This window comes from Reichenbachiella sp. MALMAid0571, from assembly GCF_040151475.1.
Classification (GTDB): domain Bacteria; phylum Bacteroidota; class Bacteroidia; order Cytophagales; family Cyclobacteriaceae; genus CAXBNB01.
Map to the genome: position 1 here is coordinate 1 of NZ_JBDKWG010000140.1, position 17394 is coordinate 17394.

Genomic DNA, 17394 nt, shown 5'->3' on the forward strand with positions numbered 1-17394 from the left:
TTGGTTGACTTCCCTGTCAAACACAGATTTACTGCCATCATTTTGAACTCCTTATCGAAGTGTCTTCTTTCTTGTTTCATCTTATGTAAATTTAGCTTAACGAGCTTAACTTACTGTCCTGTCAAATGTAGCAGTTCCAAGTTTATTTAAGGAAAGACAGGCATTTCCGCTCCTTATCGCTGCTTACAATAATTTGAATCAAGAAGACTTTGCAAGTGTTTTAAAACTGGTAAGCATTATTACTTTTAGATATACAGTAATTGGTAAATTGCACACCAATCTCAAAGAAGACATATATAATAAAGCTGCGAATGGAATTAGTAATAATGAATTGACGACTGTGTCTCAAATTGCAAATTCGTTGATTAACCTGTATCCTAGTGATAATGATTTTAAAAATGATTTTGCATCCAAATCAATAAGTACTAAGAGAGGAAAAAAAATTGTTCGTTATATTCTATTCAGTATTGAAAACCACCTTAGTCAATCTGACTATCCATATGAGGACACCCCAGGTACTATTGAACACATCCTACCTGAAAATGGAAACGAGAACTATTTAGACGAATTCCCACAATCAATTCATGAATCATTGGTGTACCGTTTGGGTAATTATACGATACTTGAGGATGATAAAAATAGGGCTTGTGAAGCCCTTCCATTCGAAGAAAAAAAAGAAATATTTCGAACGAGTCAATATGCAATTACAACTGAAATAACTTCTAGCAATTGGACGCCTAATAGTATAGATAGAAGACAAGATAAATTGGCCAAATATGCTAGTTCTATTTGGAGAATTTCGCAGTTTGACTAAACACCTCTCGTTGGTTTTGTGACCAACAAGCCTCTAGGCAAACGGATTAGATATCATCTACATAGTGCGTTAAAAAGGGATGCGAAAAAGCTTCACTTTCATAAAACTGTGCAGAACTGTACTCATAGTCAAGAAGGCTTTTAGCCAACATTCATTTTCCTTGAACGGGGTTGTTATGGATATAATCCAGTTTTTGCTTGATTACCTTTCGGGAATACATTTCAACTGCCATAGGGTTTCTTACCATATTTGGTAATTATCTGCTATATATGACCGTATTTGCTGATAATGGCTTTGTCTTTAATGTAATGTGTTGATTGCCTTTTAGGAGTTTGTTACAAAACTAACTGCATGGATAATCGGTATTGAACCTTTCAATGGGCTTTTCACCACTGATGCCCAAAAACATTAGGCCAGACAAACCTCACCCCAATTCCTTCAACTTGGCCTCAAGCATTTCAATTTTAGACTCGGCATCTGCTTGCTTCTTTTTTTCTATTGCTACTACATTTTCAGGAGCATTGCTTACAAAGCGTTCGTTGTTTAGTTTTTTATTGATAGTATTGAGGAATCCCTTTGTGTATTCTAATTCATTTGTTAGTTCAGCTTTTTCTTTTTCTACATCAATTTTACCTTCCACAGGGATAAAAAACTCATCGGAGTTGATGGTAAAGCTCAGAGAACTACCCGGATTTTCTTCGCATTGAGTGAACGAAGAAAGATTCGCAAGTTTGGATATTATTTCTTTAAACGCAGAATACTCCTCGAATTCTGATGTTTTGGCAAATAGCTCCAATTCATTCTTAAACGAAATGCCGTTAGAATTTCGGATATTTCTGATGTTAGAAATCAGTTCAAAAGACTTTTCGGCTGCTGAAATTATTTGCTGATCAAAGGCTTTCGCTTCCGGCCATTCGGATACAATCAAATAATCTTTGTCTTCACGCTTTTCTATTTTTTGCCAGATTTCCTCGGAAATAAATGGCATATAAGGATGTACTACTTTCATTAGTTTCTCAAAGAAATTAATGGTCGTGTCGTATGTTTCCTTGTCAATAGGTTGACCGAAATCGGGTTTGATAATCTCCAGATACCAGGAACAGAAGTCGTCCCAAATGAGTTTATAAACCGACATCAATGCATCCGAAAGCCTGAATTTGGAGAAATGATCTTCCAACTCTACCAATACCTGATTGTATCGGGCTTCAAACCATTCTTTAGCCAATGTGTTTTTCTGACTTGCCGGCTTCTCAACTATTTCCCAGTTTTTAACCAAACGGAATGCATTCCATATTTTAGTAGAGAAATTTCTTCCCTGCTCGCATAGTTTTTCATCAAAAAGAAGATCGTTTCCAGCAGCAGAGCTTAAAAGCATGCCAACCCGCACTCCATCAGCACCATATTGGTCAATGAGACCCAACGCATCGGGTGAGTTACCGAGGGATTTGGACATTTTTCTACGTTGCAAATCCCTTACCATTCCTGTGAAATATACCTTTTCAAAAGGTTTTTCATTCATGAATTCATAACCGGCAAAAATCATCCGGGCTACCCAGAAAAATATAATGTCCCAGCCTGTAACCAATACAGAAGTGGGGTAGTAATATTTTATATCTTCATTGCCCGGGTTTTCAAATCCATCGAATCCAGAGATGGGAACAAGCCATGAACTGAACCAGGTGTCCACCACATCCTGATCTTGTTTTAAATCGGTAATTTGCAGTTTTTCATCTCCTGAATCTTTCCTGGCTATTTCCAAAGCTTCTTCTACAGTAGGAGCCACTGCCACACCGTTTTCCCCATAGTAAAATGCCGGAATTTGCTGTCCCCACCACAATTGCCTTGAGATAGGCCAGTCACGAATGTTGTCCAGCCAGTGTTTGTAAGTGTTTTTAAACTTTGGAGGATAAAACTGAATTTCATCATTCATTACATTTTCCAATGCAGGCTTTACAATCTCCTGCATATCTACATACCACTGGAGTGAAAGTTTAGGCTCAACTACCGTATCTGGATTTCTTTCTGAAAAACCTACTTTGTGTCTGAGGTTTTCAACTTTTGCTAAAATTCCTAAAGCTTTTAACTCTTTGGTTATTGATTTTCTTGCTTCTTCTCTGTCTAAACCAATGAAAAACTGTGCTGCTTCTGAAAGAGTACCATCATCGTTTAAGATGTCAATGATTTCTAAATTGTGTTTTTGCCCCAATTCATAGTCATTGATGTCGTGTGCAGGGGTCACTTTCAGGCATCCTGTTCCAAACTCAAGATCAACATACTCATCCTCTATGATAGGTATTGACCTGTTGACCAGAGGGACTATGGCTCTTTTGCCTTTTAGATGCTGATATCTTTCATCATTTGGGTTGATGCATATGGCAGTATCGCCCAAAATAGTCTCAGGACGGGTAGTGGCAATGGTTACAAATTCGTCACTGCCTTCTAATTTGTAATTGACATAGTACAATGCGGCATCAACTTCTTTGTAGATTACTTCTTCATTGGAAATGGTAGTTTGAGCGGTGGGATCCCAGTTCACCATTTTGTTGCCTCTGTATATGTATCCTTTTTTATACAACCTTACAAAAACATCAATAACTGCTTTGGATAGTTTGGGTTCCATTGTAAAAAATGTCCTGTCCCAATCGCATGAAGCACCAAGTCGTTTGAGTTGATCCAGAATAATTCCTCCATATTTGTCTTTCCATGCATGTGCGTGTTTCAGAAACTCATCTCTGGTAAGGTCTGCCTTGGTAATTCCCTTTTCACGTAATAAACCAACTACCTTTGCTTCTGTAGCGATTGACGCATGGTCTGTTCCCGGAACCCAGCAGGCTTCTTTGCCTTCCATTCGGGCTTTTCGAATCAATACATCCTGAATGGTGTTGTTGAGCATGTGACCCATGTGTAAGATACCCGTCACATTCGGAGGAGGTATAATTATAGTGAATGGTTCTTTGTCAGGGTTAGGTTTTGAGTGGAAAAAACCTTTAGTCATCCATTCTTCGTAAATCTTTGATTCAACTTCCTGAGGATTGTATTTAGTCGATAAGGACATTTTGTAAGTCTAAAAAATATGTTAAAAATAAGTTTGTCCTATTTAACCAAAGTACAACGAACAATCATTTTTATATTTCGTTTCAAATTGAGAATAGGAATTAAGCAAGATATCATTGAACTATCTTACCTGAATTTTTAAAAGAAGGTGCAAAAGTATAAAATATAATACCTAAGGAAATCTATACGGCAAACAAAAGTGTATAGATTTTGTTATACTTGGAGTTATAATGGCACTAAACAGTGTTATTACCAATCTCAAAAATTAGATGAAAAACACCAAATCAATCAACTACCCTCAACTTGCAAGTTTAGTAGGACTTTATGCATCTGTCATTATTGGATGGATTGCTTATTACAATTACCAGCCTAAATTATTATTAAATTTTGGATTCGTACAATTTACTTTTGCTTTGTTTGTAGCTCAGGGACTGATAATGGTTATTACACCACCCATAGCCGGGAAGATTGGTGACAGGTTTAGGCAAACCTCAGGCCATAGGCTACCCGTTATCACGGCTGGAATAAGTTTTGCGGCTATGGTTTTTATGGCTGTGGCGTTTACCTTGATGGCTAATCCGGGTGAAATTCTTAAATGGTTACTTCCAGTGTTAATAATACTTTGGTTGTTTTCCATGAGTATTTTTACTAGTCCTGCGATTTCAACTATTGAGCTTTTTGCTCCATCTGCCAAGTTACCTACTGCAATGGCAATTATTACATTGGTTTCAGGCCTTATATATGCTATAGAACCCATTATTGTAGATTTGATTGATTATCTGGGTGCACCTATTACCTTTATTGGTGGTGGAGTAGCAGTTTCGGTTTCTGGTTACTTTCTTAGAAAGACGTCTGCAGTAGTGGATGATAAAGTAGAAAACGTTGAGGTGCCAGTGATCACCCAACAAGATGAATCCAATAGTGAAATTGATTTTCCGTTTGTTATAATGCTCGGTATTGCTTTTGGTATAGCATCCACTGTACTTTTCAATAAATTTCCTGATAGATTCGAGGCAGTACTTGTATCAGGGCCAGATTCATTTAACGGCAACCAGATTGTGTCAATGATATTGGCTTTTTCCGCTGTGGTGTCTATTCCGATAGGAAATGTGGTTGAGAAGTTTGGCGCAAATAAATCTTCTCAGGTGGGTATTGTTGGTGTTTTGATAGTGATGTTCGGTGTATTGCTGGTGGATAATGTGGTTGGGATAATTATTTGCACGTTTTTGTTTTCAATACTCTATACATTGGTGTCTGTAAGTACTTTGCCATTGGCACTGTCCAAAGTGGATTTTAAAAGAAAGGTATTTGGTGTAGGGTTGTTTTTTGCCGGGTTTGAAATTCCAAATGGAATTTTGGAGGCTATAATGCACTATTGATTTTGAAAATCATTTCCTTGTGATCAATAATCACAAGGAAATGATAAATATTTTTACTTCGATTTTTCTTTTTCCGGCTCTATTCCGTGAATTTTCCTTTTGATAGTAGCTTCGAGTTCTTCCATCAATTCCGGATTGTCAGCGATCAGGGCTTTTATGGTATCCCTGCCTTGTCCCAGTTTATTCCCTTTGTATGAAAACCAGGAGCCAGCTTTGTTGATAACATCCAGTTCAACTCCGAGATCTATTATTTCACCGACTTTTGATATTCCCAGTCCATACATTATATCAAATTCTACCACTTTGAACGGAGGAGCTACTTTATTTTTCACTACTTTCACCCTGGTCCTGTTGCCTAGTATATTATCGGCATTTTCTTTTATTTGCCCGATTCTGCGAATGTCTAGTCTTACAGAAGCATAAAATTTGAGTGCATTTCCACCAGTTGTAGTTTCAGGGTTTCCGAACATTACTCCAATCTTTTCACGCAACTGATTGATAAATATGCAGCAACAACCCGTTTTGTTGATGGCACCAGTAAGTTTTCTTAAAGCCTGACTCATTAACCTTGCCTGAAGGCCCATTTTGCTATCACCCATTTCACCTTCCAGTTCGGCTTTTGGAACCAGAGCCGCTACTGAATCAATAACAATAATATCAATTGCACCTGATCTGATAAGATGTTCGGCTATTTCCAAAGCCTGCTCTCCATTGTCGGGTTGAGAGATTAATAAGTTTTCAGTATCAATTCCAAGTTTTTCAGCGTAAGTCTTGTCAAAAGCATGTTCAGCATCTATGAAAGCAGCCAGTCCTCCCTGTTTTTGCGCTTCGGCAATACAGTGCATGGTCAACGTGGTTTTTCCCGATGATTCCGGCCCGTAAATTTCAACCACCCGTCCTCTGGGGATTCCTCCAATGCCCAATGCGATATCCAGACCCAATGAGCCTGTAGGTATGGAAGGTATATCCATTACTTTTTCATCAGACAATTTCATTACAGCACCTTTTCCGTACGTTTTTTCTAATTTATCTATGGTCAGCTGTAGTGCTTTTAATTTTTCTGTATTCTCGCTCATGCCTGTAGGTGTTTATAATTATTGTTTAAGCTAAATTAGTTCAAATATTGAGATGATAGTATTTAATCAGATGGATATTGTTCCTTGTTTTGAGTGCAATTTGAATATTAATTTTTACAAATAAAATCATAATACTATAAATATTAGTATTTATTTAAGAAAATCATCTTTTTGAATTGATTTAGTAAAGTGCTTATAAATTTAAAACTAAATAAATTAGTAAATAATAAAAAAGAATGGCTCGCAATGATTGTATTTCTAACCAGATTCATTTTTTATCTGAGAGTGAGGTTTAATTTGATTTTTCATTTGGCAGGTATTGATTTTATATAGATATGAAGAAGAAAATTGCTCTGGGTGTTTTGGTTGTATCGACTGTATTAATTGTCTTATACTTAGATTTGTTAAAGTATGGAGTGATGCAGGCAAACGGACAGTTGAAGGTAGTTTGGAATGCGAAACCAATCGGAGACGTGTTATCTGATGTTAATTTTCCGGATTCATTAAAAATGAAGATTGAATTGATGCAGGAGATCAGACAGTTTGCAATAGATTCGTTGGGATTGAAGGATACTAAAAACTTTACCTCAGTTTTTGACCAGAAAGGAGAGGATATTCTTTGGAACCTGTCGGCATGTGAACCTTACGAATTGAAATCTGTGCAGTGGACTTTCCCGTTTCTAGGATCATTCTCATATAAAGGATTTTTCGAGCTGGATAAAGCCAGAGAAGAAAGAGCAGAGCTTGAGAAAAAGGGTTTGGATACAAGAATTAGAACAGTAAATGCCTGGTCCACATTGGGTTGGTTTAGAGATCCGATTTTATCTAATCAGCTTACCAGAAGTGAGGGATCATTGGCAGAGCTGGTAATTCACGAACTCACCCATGCCACAGTTTTTATCAAAGACTCTCTGTCGTATAATGAAAACCTGGCTTCATTTATTGGAGAAAAAGGAGCGGTTAAGTTTTTAAATTTTAAATATGGTGCGAGTAGTGCTTATGCCAATCAATATGTTAATTCGGAACATGATTATGTAAAATATACCAACCACATGCTAGTTGGGACAAAGAAGCTTGACAGCCTGTATCAATCATTTACAGCGGACATGAATGATTCTCTGAAAAGTAGAAAGAAGCAAATGATGATTTCAAAAATAATACAAGCTGTAGATACCGTATCCTTTAAAAATCCTCAGAGATTTAAAGGGATATTTTCTGAACGACTGCCCAACAATTGCTATTTTTTGTCCTTCCACAGGTATTTTTCTAAAATAGATCAATTTGAAATTCAGTTAAAGAATCAATTTGATGGAGATTTAAGAGCTTTTATCCAATATCAAAAGGAAAATCAGTAGAAATGAGAGTGTTATCCGTTATATTGTATATTGTTATGTTTGATGGAAAAAATTCAGTGCATGCATGGTTGTTGGGTGACGATAATAAAATACCATTGAAAGTAAGGCAGGTATGTTCACTGGCGCAATTGGACTGTATATAAAATACGCTTCAGGATTGAAAAATCCCTTGAATAAAATATGATGTCCCCGGTTATTTCCTTTATATTAAATAATTGTTATCAGTTGATTAAAAATTTGATTTTGAAATCAGATGCTACAATTTTGAGTTGTTAAAAAAATGTGATTAACATTTAGTTTACCTTTAATTCAATACTTGAGACTATGGCTGAGGAAAAAAAAGTACTAATTGTAGATGACGAGCCGGATATACTGGATTTGTTAAAATACAATCTGGAAAAAGAAGGCTACCTGGTACAGACCGCCTTAGATGGAATCAAAGGGGTAGAAATTGCGAAGCAATTTATTCCGGATCTTATTTTGCTCGATATTATGATGCCAAAGCAAGACGGTGTGGAGACCTGCAGGCAATTGAGAGACCTGAGTGAACTGAGCCATACTTTTATTATATTTCTGACTGCTCGTGTGGAAGAATATTCGGAGGTAGCAGCTTTCGAAACAGGTGCGGATGATTACATTGCCAAGCCTATCAAACCAAGAGCGTTGATGAGTAGAATCAATGCCCTGTTTAGAAGAAAAAACTCCAAACAATCTGAAAACGAGAAAATAGAAGTTGGTGATTTGGTTATAGATAGAGAAAGCTATGTGGTGTATCAGTCTGGCAATGAACTCAATTTGCCAAAAAAAGAGTTTGAGTTGCTTTATTTTCTTGCACAGCATTCTGGCAAAGTATTTAGTCGAGAAGATTTATTACACAATATTTGGGGTACTGACGTGTATGTGTTGGCCAGAACCGTCGATGTACACGTGCGTAAAGTGCGGGAAAAGATAGGAGAGGGGTATATTTCTACTATAAAAGGTGTAGGCTACAAGCTTGAGATTAATTAACTTGAGGATTTGAGCAAAGAAGAAGTATTTTGCTTGCTGTCTGTTTGTTGACGATTGCAGATTAGAAAAGACAAACTCTACAGTTAAATCTATTTTGAGATGTAGTTGGTATCTTTCTATCTGTAGCTACATAATAAATCCAATATTTCATGGCATTAAATTCCAGAGTTCTTGCTCTTCTGTTAGCGTTTTCACTATCTACGATTACATCTCTTTCGCTGTATGTTTTTCAGGATTTCACGAGTAAGGAGTTTTGGTGGATATATTCATTTTCTTTGGTTGTATCATTTGTTATCATTTACATAGTACTGGAGTTTCTTTTTTTCAGGGAATTAAAAGGGTTGTACAATCTGTTTCATAAAATAGAAAAAGCCGAATCCAAAAAAGCCAAAGACTTTAAGTCATTAAATGGTATATATGCAGAATTGTATAAGTATGCACAAAACAAACAATCTGAAATAGAAGAGCTAAAGCGAATGGCAAAGTTCAGACGACAATTCCTTGCTGACGTATCTCATGAGCTGAAAACTCCAATATTTGCAGCGCAAGGTTTTGTACATACTCTACTTGATGGGGCAGTCAATGATCAAAATATCCGAATGAAATTCCTTAAGAAAGCTGCCAAGAGTTTGGATGGACTGGATGCACTTGTCCAGGATTTGTTGACGGTTTCGCATATGGAGGCTGGTGATATTACCATGCATAGAGAAAATTTTGATATTGGGGAAATGATATACGACGTGTTTGATGAGTTTGAAGAAACTGCACATGGGAAGGAAATTAAACTATATGCATCCTGCAAAAGATATGAGGAGGTAATGGTTTATGCAGACCCCAGGCGTATATATCAAGTATTGGTCAATCTGATATCCAATGCAATAAAATACTCTAAAGATTCAGGAAAAGTATTTGTGTCAGTGGATGAAGTTAAAAATGAACGTATTAAAGTTAGTGTTATTGATCACGGGATTGGTATACCACAAGAACACCTTAACCGTATTTTCGAGCGTTTTTACAGAGTGGACAAGAGCAGGTCAAAAGAAAGAGGAGGTACCGGTTTGGGGCTGTCTATTGTCAAGCATATTGTTGAAGCGCATGGAAGTGAGATCAAAGTGAAAAGCAAGATGGGCAAGAACAGTGAGTTTAGCTTTGAATTAGACGGTCAGAAGTAGTGTTGGGTCAGAATAGAATAATATACAACTCTACCAGTCTATTTTGTTCTTTATTAGTGATATTCGCAGCTGGATGCAGAATATGAAAAAGATCAACATTAAGGATTTCATAGTCTTTGAAAACGAGGATTATTTGGCGATCAATAAGCCACCGTTTCTATCTACTCTGGAAGATAGAAACGATCGATACCACGCATTGGCACTGGTCAGAGAGGTATATCCTGATGTAAAAGTTTGTCATCGCATAGATAAGGAAACGAGCGGTGTTTTACTTTTTGCTAAAAACTTACCAGCTTACAGTTATGCTGTTCATCTTTTTGAAAAAAGGAAGGTGTATAAAGAGTACCATGCCGTTATAGAAGGTAATGTCAACATTAAGGATGAACAGGTAGATTTGCCAATCAGATTGCTGGGCAATGGAAAGGCATGTGTGGATAAGTTGGAAGGAAAGCCAGCTTCAACCATTTTTGAGACCATAGAAATATATAAAAAGCATACTCTCATGAAATGCATTCCACAGACAGGTAGGATGCACCAAATCAGGATTCATGTGGCCAGTAAAGGAACGCCCATCGTAGGAGATGAACTCTACGGAGGTATTCCGTTTTTTTTGTCATCGGTCAAACAAAAATTTTCCTTAAAGAAGAATACGGAAGAAGAACCTCTGATAAAAAGGTTTGCACTTCACGCTTACAACCTCCGATTTACCTCACAAGAGGGCGAAGAAATATCTATTCAGGCAGATTATCCCAAGGATTTCAATGTATTGGTAAACCAATTGAAAAGAAATACTTAAAAAAAGAAGATATTGTTGTAGTTGTATTGTTTTTCAAAATTAAAAAATCTATTTTTGTGTCCCTTTTTGAGGGGTGGTTTGATTTTGTTTAAAATTCAATACAAAATATAGTGGATTCATTAAGTTATAAAACTGCATCATTAAACAAAGCCACAGTTGAAAAAAACTGGGTTGTTGTAGATGCTGAAGGAAAAGTTCTGGGAAGATTAGCCAGCGAAGTTGCAAAAGTAATTCGTGGTAAATATAAGCCGGGTTATACTCCAAATGTTGACTGTGGTGACAATGTAATTGTGATCAATACTGATAAAGTAAAGTTGACAGGTAAAAAGTGGACTGATAAAGTTTACATTAGTCATACCGGATATCCGGGAGGCCAGAAAAGCCAAACACCAAAAGAAGTAATGACAAGAAAGTCTTCAACAATCTTAGTAGAAAGAGCCGTAAGAGGTATGCTACCTAAAAACAGGTTGGGAAGAGCTATTTATAAAAATCTGTATGTGTATGAAGGAAGCGAGCATCCTCATGAAGCACAACAACCTAAAGCAATTAACATATAACCTGTATGGACGTAGTAAACACTATAGGAAGAAGAAAAACCTCTGTTGCAAGATTATACATGCAGGCAGGTAAAGGAGAAATAAAAATCAATAACAGAAGTCTTGATGATTATTTCCCATTTGAAATATATCAAACCATCGTAAAACAACCTTTGGTTGTGGTAGAAGAAGATGGCAATTACGACATCAAACTTGTAGTTGGTGGTGGTGGATATAAAGGCCAGGCCGAAGCAATCAGATTGGCTATTGCAAGGGCGCTTATCGAAGTGAATCCTGAATTCAGACCTGCTGTAAAAAAAGAAGGATTCTTGACAAGAGATCCGAGAATGGTGGAAAGGAAGAAATACGGTAGAAGAAAAGCGAGGAGGAAATTCCAGTTTAGCAAGCGTTAATCAATTTTATATAATTATATTTTTAATGGCCAAAATAGAACACAAAGACTTACTTGATGCTGGTGTCCACTTCGGGCACTTAACGAGAAAGTGGGATCCAAGAATGGCACCATTCATTTTTATGGAAAAGAATGGTATCCATATCATAGATCTTTATAAAACCCTTAATTGCCTCGAAGAAGCATCAAATGCAATTAAGCAGATTGTAAAATCTGGAAGAAAAGTAATGTTTGTGGCAACAAAAAAGCAAGCAAGAGAAATCGTAACAACTGAGGCAATCAAGCATAGAATGCCTTACGTAACCGACAGATGGCTTGGTGGTATGCTTACAAATTTTGCAACGATCAGAAAATCATTGAAGAAGCTTTCTTCTATGGACAAGATGTTGAAAGAAGACTCTTACAAAAATCTTGCGAAGAGAGAAAGATTGATGATCAGCAGGGAAAAAATCAAGTTGGAAAGAGTACTTGGTGGTATCGCCGACCTTACAAGATTGCCAGCGGCACTTTTTGTAGTAGATATCAAAAGAGAGCACATTGCAATCAAAGAAGCTCACAAATTGAATATTCCTGTGTTTGCTATGGTGGATACTAACTCTGACCCTAATCAGGTTGATTTCCCAATACCATCTAATGATGATGCTTTCAAAGCAATTGATTTGATCGTGAAGCACATTGGAGAAGCTATCGAAGAAGGATTGAATGAAAGGAAGAAAGACAAAGACGAAGCTAAGGAAAAAGAGGAGATAGCCGCTAAGAAAAAATCAGACGAAAAGGCTATCGAAACAGCCGAATAAGAATAGATAATACGATATATAATAATTTGAAAATTGAACATTAATTTATTTTGGTGTTCAATTTTTTTTAAAAGAAACATAAAAATAAAATACAGTAAAATGGCAATTACCGCAAAAGAAGTAAATCAGCTAAGACAAATGACAGGAGCTGGGATGATGGATTGTAAAAAAGCATTGGTAGAGGCAGAGGGTGATTATGACAAAGCAATCGAATTGCTTAGAAAAAAAGGTCAAAAAGTAAGTGCTTCCAGATCAGATAGAGAAACTACTGAAGGCATTGTTTTGGTGAAAACAAACGATGACCAGACTGAAGGTATCTTGATCGCTTTCACTTGTGAAACTGACTTTGTGGCTAAGAATGATGATTTCAATGCTTTGGGTAATGAAATACTTGAAGCTGCTTATACAAACAGGCCAGCTGATATCGATGCATTAAAAGCATTGCCTTCGGGTGACATCACTTTAGGTGAAAAAATTGTTGAAAACATAGGTAAAATCGGTGAAAAATTGGAAATCACTGCTTATGAGACCATGAAGGCTGAAGCAGTAGTTCCTTACATTCATGCTGGTAGCAAGTTAGGTGTACTTGTGGGTCTGTCCAACACAAGTGGTGCTGATGTGATCGAAGCTGGAAAAGATGTTGCCATGCAGATTGCAGCAATGAACCCTATCGCAGTAGATAAAGATGGAGTTGATGCTACTGTAGTAGAAAAGGAAATAGAGATAGGAAAAGAGCAAGCGAGAGCAGAAGGAAAACCTGAGCAGATGTTGGAAAAAATTGCTTTAGGAAAATTGAATAAATTCTACAAAGAAAATACTTTATTGGCTCAGGCTTTTGTAAAAGACAATTCTGTAAGTATTTCTCAATACCTTGATAGCGTGAGTAAAGGACTTACCGTATCAGTTTTTAAAAGAGTAGCTATCGGGTAATTAGTATCCGTTGACGTACACAAAAAAAGTCCATTCTGTATCAGAATGGACTTTTTTTGTGTCTTAATAGGTTGACTCAATTTCCACAGTTTTGGTTGTAATAAGCCAAAGCTTCTTCTATGTTGTTGTACCTCAAATGAGAATTGTCATCACTACAATCTCGAAAGGCATTTGTAGCCCAGTCCTTGTAGTTTTTCTTAGTTAAAATCAGGTAATCTTCCATTCCAGACTTTTTCACTAAATACTCTTTTTGGAAGATGTTGATTTCTGCGGAATCTATCGTTTCATAATTTTCTTTTATTTCATTCAGGTCATTTCCTGACTTGAAACTCTCTTTTACGAGTTCTTCATTAAGGTCGTCCTTGGTAGATTCTGCTAATGCACTTGCGAATTCATTTTTGGTTGTGGGAAATGGGTTGCGCATTACTATAAATTTGCCTGTAAGGATTCTTTCCACCATTACGGTTTTATATTTTTCATGGATAACATCCATATCTTCAATGGATTGAAAGGCAAGTTTTAAATTTTCAGGAGTATAAATAGTCACTTCACCATTGCTATTTTCAAGCATAATTTTCGTTTTGACAAAACTTTGGTTGATCTCATTTTCAACGTTTCTACAAGCAACTTTACCTTCTACTTTTTCCCCCGATTCTAATATAAGGTAACCCGGATGAAAGTTTTTGACCGGGTTTTTAGCTTCTCTAATATCGTCAGTAGTCATACTGTTTAATCCAAATTCGCTTACATCATACCTGCTAAATTTGGCTTTTGACTTATCTTCAAATTTTATTCGGATTTCTGTTGTGTCATTATTAACTATTTTGAGTTGCAACAGACCCTCTTTACGGTCTCCCGTGTTAAGTATCACATATCCATCATCATATTGTGTGGTTGTGATTTGTTTCTTTCCAGAGGTCATTGTGGATTGTACCTTATATTGGCAAAATGCAATAGAAGGGATGGTCAATAGTACAATAAGTGCTATGATTTTCATGTGTAGTTTGATTAAAATTGGTATTACTGAATATGAATATACTATCTTAGTTTAGTATTTACCAAATATTTCTATGAATAAGAACGGTTTACTGATATTTTGCTTGTTCACCAGTATTCACTGTATAGCTCAGATGAGCGGACTTCAAAAAAACGACCTTAAGAATTTCAGTTTTGCATTACTTGATGGACAAAATGTGGCAATGTATGCAGATTTGGGACTTGCTCGTGATTCGGAAAAGAGCAAGACTACCTCAGGGAGGATGATGACAGACGTTATTTTTTGTGAGAAAAATTTCAGGTTTGGACAGACTTGGATGATCAAAAAACAATTGGAGGACATGATCTTTTCTATAAAGTATGGGGAGGAAGATCAGTTTGATGATGCACAATTACATGCTTTTGCAAGAGGGACTAATGACTTGGGTATAGTTTACCATCATTTGGGATTGTTTAAAAAATCTGAAAAGTATGCTTTATGGGCTTATGAAATAAGAAAAAAACGTTTTGGGTTAGAAAGCATGGCTACTATTTCATCTATCAACAGCCTTGCATCCCTTTATCGTGACATGGGAATGTATGTGGAGTCAAGTAAACTTTTTGATCAATGTGTTGACTTGCTGGAGAAAATAGGGGAGTTGAATTCCATGGAGCATGCAGTGGTGCTCAACAATCTCAGTACACTACAGTTGGTTTTAGGACAGCCACAGATGGCAGTTAAGACAAGCGATATGGCCATCGGTATTGCGGATAAATTTACTGGAGACAAATCAAAGGATTTTTTAACCTTTCTGCTTAATTCTACCCTGATCAATCAGGACCTAAAAGACTATAACAAAGCGGAAGCCTTGCTGCTCAATATAAAGGAAGTAAAAGAAAAGCGTTTTGGAAAAAAGAGTTCTCAGTATGCCCGAACGTTGAACAATCTTGCTGCTTTGTATCTGGAAAAAGGAAAGATTAATGAAGTGGAATCGTTGCTAAAGACCGCTTTGGATATTTATAAAAAACAATATGGGGAGAACCATCCTACTACTGCCAGTATTATCGGAAATCTGGGGCTTTACTATTACACTATTGGTGATTATAGCGAAGGGTTAAAAATCTTGCAAAGGGCGAAACAAGTGCAAGGCTATATTTTGGGAAAATACCATCCGGAATATATTACTACTCTTGAAACCCTGGCATTGATATACTGGGAGACCGGAAAAATAGCTGAAGCTACTACAGAGTTTAAGTTGTTGACTGATGGAATTTCTGATCAGGTGGTTAATTATTTTCCAGCAATGAATGAGGAAAATAAAACTAAGTTTTGGGATCGGTCAAGAAATTTTTTAATGAAATATTATTCATTCGTACTCGCTAATCATAGCAAATATCCTGAATTGACCACCAATATGTATGATCTCCATTTGGCTACAAAAGGATTACTGCTTAGTGAGTCTGTAAAGCTGAAACAGGCATTTTTAGGCTCATATGATGATACACTGAAAGAGAAGTATTTGGAATGGCTTATGCTTAAGGAAGAATTAGCCAAATATAATGCCATGCCAAAAAAATCTGTCTATTCTTTAGGAGTCAATTTGCTAAAATTTACTGATAAAGTGAATGATCTTGAGAAGGAATTGCGAGAGTTGTCGCAGAATTTTGCTGAAGGGTATGCTCAGGATTATTCTACCGAAAGCGTTCAGGCAATATTACCGACAGATGCAGCAGCAATAGAAATCATTAGAATTGATCTTTATAATAAGAGATTTACAGGCGTGACAGAATATGTTGCACTTATTTTGAAAAATGACAACAAAGATCCGCATCTGGTTTCCATTCCAGATGGGAATAACCTTGAAGGAAGAAATTTCAAACTTTACAGAAATTCAATCAGACTGAAAGCAATGGATGAAGTCTCCTATGACGCTTATTGGAAACCTGTTGCCGGCTATTTGGAAGGTGTAAATAAAATTTACCTTTCGCAAGATGGTATTTACAATCAGATGAATATCAATACTCTGGTGAAACCGTCCGGTGAATCAGTGATCTCTGACCTGACGGTTGTATTTGTTTCTTCTACCCGACAATTGTCTGAACCTAAACCGGATCAAAACCATAAAGAAGTGGTGTTGCTGGGAAATCCGTACTATGGAACGGAGTTGTATGCCGCACTTCCAGGTACCAAAGTGGAAGTAGAATCTATAGATGCTGTGCTTAAGGCAGGAGCTTACAGTTCGAAGGTGTTGACAGAAAAACTAGCTTCCGAAAAATCTCTTAAAGAATCCGTACAGAATCCGGGAATCCTTCACATTTCAACCCACGGTTATTTTACACCGGACAATAGCACCAAAAATAAAAAAGCTTTTGGGGAGGATGTCGAAAAGGTCGTGGTAAATCCCTTGTTGCGTTCAGGACTTGTTTTGGCAGAACCTACAGGTGTTCCCGGTCAATTTGATTATCTGAAAAATAACAACGAAGAAGACGGGCTACTGACAGCTTATGAAGCCATGAGTTTTCAGCTTGATCAAACGGATTTGGTTGTTTTGAGTGCATGCGAAACAGGACTGGGCGATATGAAAGCCGGAGAAGGTGTCTATGGTTTGCAGCGGGCATTTCAGGTGGCAGGTGCTCAGGCCATAGTGACTAGTCTGTGGAAAGTGGATGATGAAGCCACTCAAATGCTTATGACCAATTTTTACAGTGGCTGGCTAAAGACAGGAAATAAGCAGGAAGCATTTATTTCTGCTCAAAAACTGATCAAAGACAAATTTAAAGACCCGTACTATTGGGGAGCATTTGTGATGATGAATTGAACTGTCAAACTATGCAGGGTCTAACTTTGGAAAGCATGTTAATTATTATATCTGCTGCTATTAAGAGTTGTTTTTTTATGTAATTATCCCCACTAGTCCATTAGTATAGTTTCAAGAAGAGTTTGAGATTAATAATGACACAAGTAAGACGCTTGCACTAGTTAGAGTCGTCACATTCCCGGAGGCAGAGGTCTCATGTTGTATTTTCGAACGAGTTAGAACGTTATTGAAGAGAGATCTTGTTAGGTTTTTTTCAAAAAAAGACAAGAAA

The 17394-nt window shown here is 36.9% G+C and carries 14 protein-coding genes; 11 read left to right on the forward strand and 3 right to left on the reverse strand.

Annotation, left to right across the window (positions count from 1 at the left end):
- Positions 1-193: 193 nt before the first annotated feature.
- Positions 194-814: an HNH endonuclease family protein gene (locus AAOP42_RS16135; RefSeq protein WP_349529580.1), complete on the forward strand. Its 621-nt coding sequence runs from the start codon at positions 194-196 to the stop codon at positions 812-814.
- Positions 815-1238: 424 nt separating this feature from the next.
- Here AAOP42_RS16135 and AAOP42_RS16140 read toward each other — a convergent pair whose 3' ends face one another.
- Positions 1239-3869, reverse strand: a complete 2631-nt coding sequence (locus AAOP42_RS16140; RefSeq protein WP_349529581.1) for a valine--tRNA ligase — start codon at positions 3867-3869, stop codon at positions 1239-1241.
- A 268-nt stretch (positions 3870-4137) separates the two neighbouring features.
- Between AAOP42_RS16140 and AAOP42_RS16145 the strand changes: the two genes are divergently transcribed.
- Positions 4138-5247, forward strand: coding sequence for an MFS transporter (locus AAOP42_RS16145; RefSeq protein WP_349529582.1), 1110 nt, complete (start codon positions 4138-4140; stop codon positions 5245-5247).
- A 53-nt stretch (positions 5248-5300) separates the two neighbouring features.
- Here the strand turns inward: AAOP42_RS16145 and recA are convergent, their stop codons facing one another.
- On the reverse strand, positions 5301-6323 hold the full coding sequence (gene recA / locus AAOP42_RS16150) for a recombinase RecA (protein WP_349529583.1): 1023 nt from the start codon (positions 6321-6323) through the stop codon (positions 5301-5303).
- A 335-nt stretch (positions 6324-6658) separates the two neighbouring features.
- Here recA and AAOP42_RS16155 point away from each other — a divergent pair, with 335 nt between their 5' ends.
- From AAOP42_RS16155 to tsf, 8 genes are all read left to right on the forward strand, one after another.
- Positions 6659-7678: an aminopeptidase gene (locus AAOP42_RS16155; protein WP_349529584.1), complete on the forward strand. Its 1020-nt coding sequence runs from the start codon at positions 6659-6661 to the stop codon at positions 7676-7678.
- Between the two features lie 324 nt (positions 7679-8002).
- Entirely contained in the window at positions 8003-8686 is a 684-nt protein-coding gene (locus AAOP42_RS16160; protein ID WP_349529585.1) for a response regulator, read from the forward strand.
- A gap of 149 nt (positions 8687-8835) precedes the next feature.
- Positions 8836-9858 (forward strand): sensor histidine kinase, encoded by a 1023-nt coding sequence (locus AAOP42_RS16165; RefSeq protein ID WP_349529586.1) that lies wholly within the window; start codon positions 8836-8838, stop codon positions 9856-9858.
- An 82-nt stretch (positions 9859-9940) separates the two neighbouring features.
- On the forward strand, positions 9941-10654 hold the full coding sequence (locus tag AAOP42_RS16170; RefSeq protein WP_349529587.1) for an RluA family pseudouridine synthase: 714 nt from the start codon (positions 9941-9943) through the stop codon (positions 10652-10654).
- A 110-nt stretch (positions 10655-10764) separates the two neighbouring features.
- On the forward strand, positions 10765-11211 hold the full coding sequence (gene rplM, locus AAOP42_RS16175; RefSeq protein ID WP_349529588.1) for a 50S ribosomal protein L13: 447 nt from the start codon (positions 10765-10767) through the stop codon (positions 11209-11211).
- A gap of 5 nt (positions 11212-11216) precedes the next feature.
- Positions 11217-11603: a 30S ribosomal protein S9 gene (gene rpsI / locus AAOP42_RS16180; protein ID WP_349529589.1), complete on the forward strand. Its 387-nt coding sequence runs from the start codon at positions 11217-11219 to the stop codon at positions 11601-11603.
- 25 nt (positions 11604-11628) lie between these two features.
- On the forward strand, positions 11629-12399 hold the full coding sequence (rpsB, locus tag AAOP42_RS16185) for a 30S ribosomal protein S2 (protein ID WP_349529590.1): 771 nt from the start codon (positions 11629-11631) through the stop codon (positions 12397-12399).
- Between the two features lie 99 nt (positions 12400-12498).
- Entirely contained in the window at positions 12499-13329 is an 831-nt protein-coding gene (tsf, locus tag AAOP42_RS16190) for a translation elongation factor Ts (RefSeq protein WP_349529591.1), read from the forward strand.
- Positions 13330-13405: 76 nt separating this feature from the next.
- On the opposite strand, the gene AAOP42_RS16195 is transcribed toward tsf, so the two are convergent.
- Positions 13406-14326, reverse strand: a complete 921-nt coding sequence (locus AAOP42_RS16195) for a hypothetical protein (protein ID WP_349529592.1) — start codon at positions 14324-14326, stop codon at positions 13406-13408.
- 73 nt (positions 14327-14399) lie between these two features.
- Between AAOP42_RS16195 and AAOP42_RS16200 the strand changes: the two genes are divergently transcribed.
- The gene (locus AAOP42_RS16200; RefSeq protein ID WP_349529593.1) at positions 14400-17123 is read left to right on the forward strand and encodes a CHAT domain-containing protein; all 2724 of its coding nucleotides are present in this window, start codon (positions 14400-14402) and stop codon (positions 17121-17123) included.
- Positions 17124-17394: the final 271 nt, after the last annotated feature.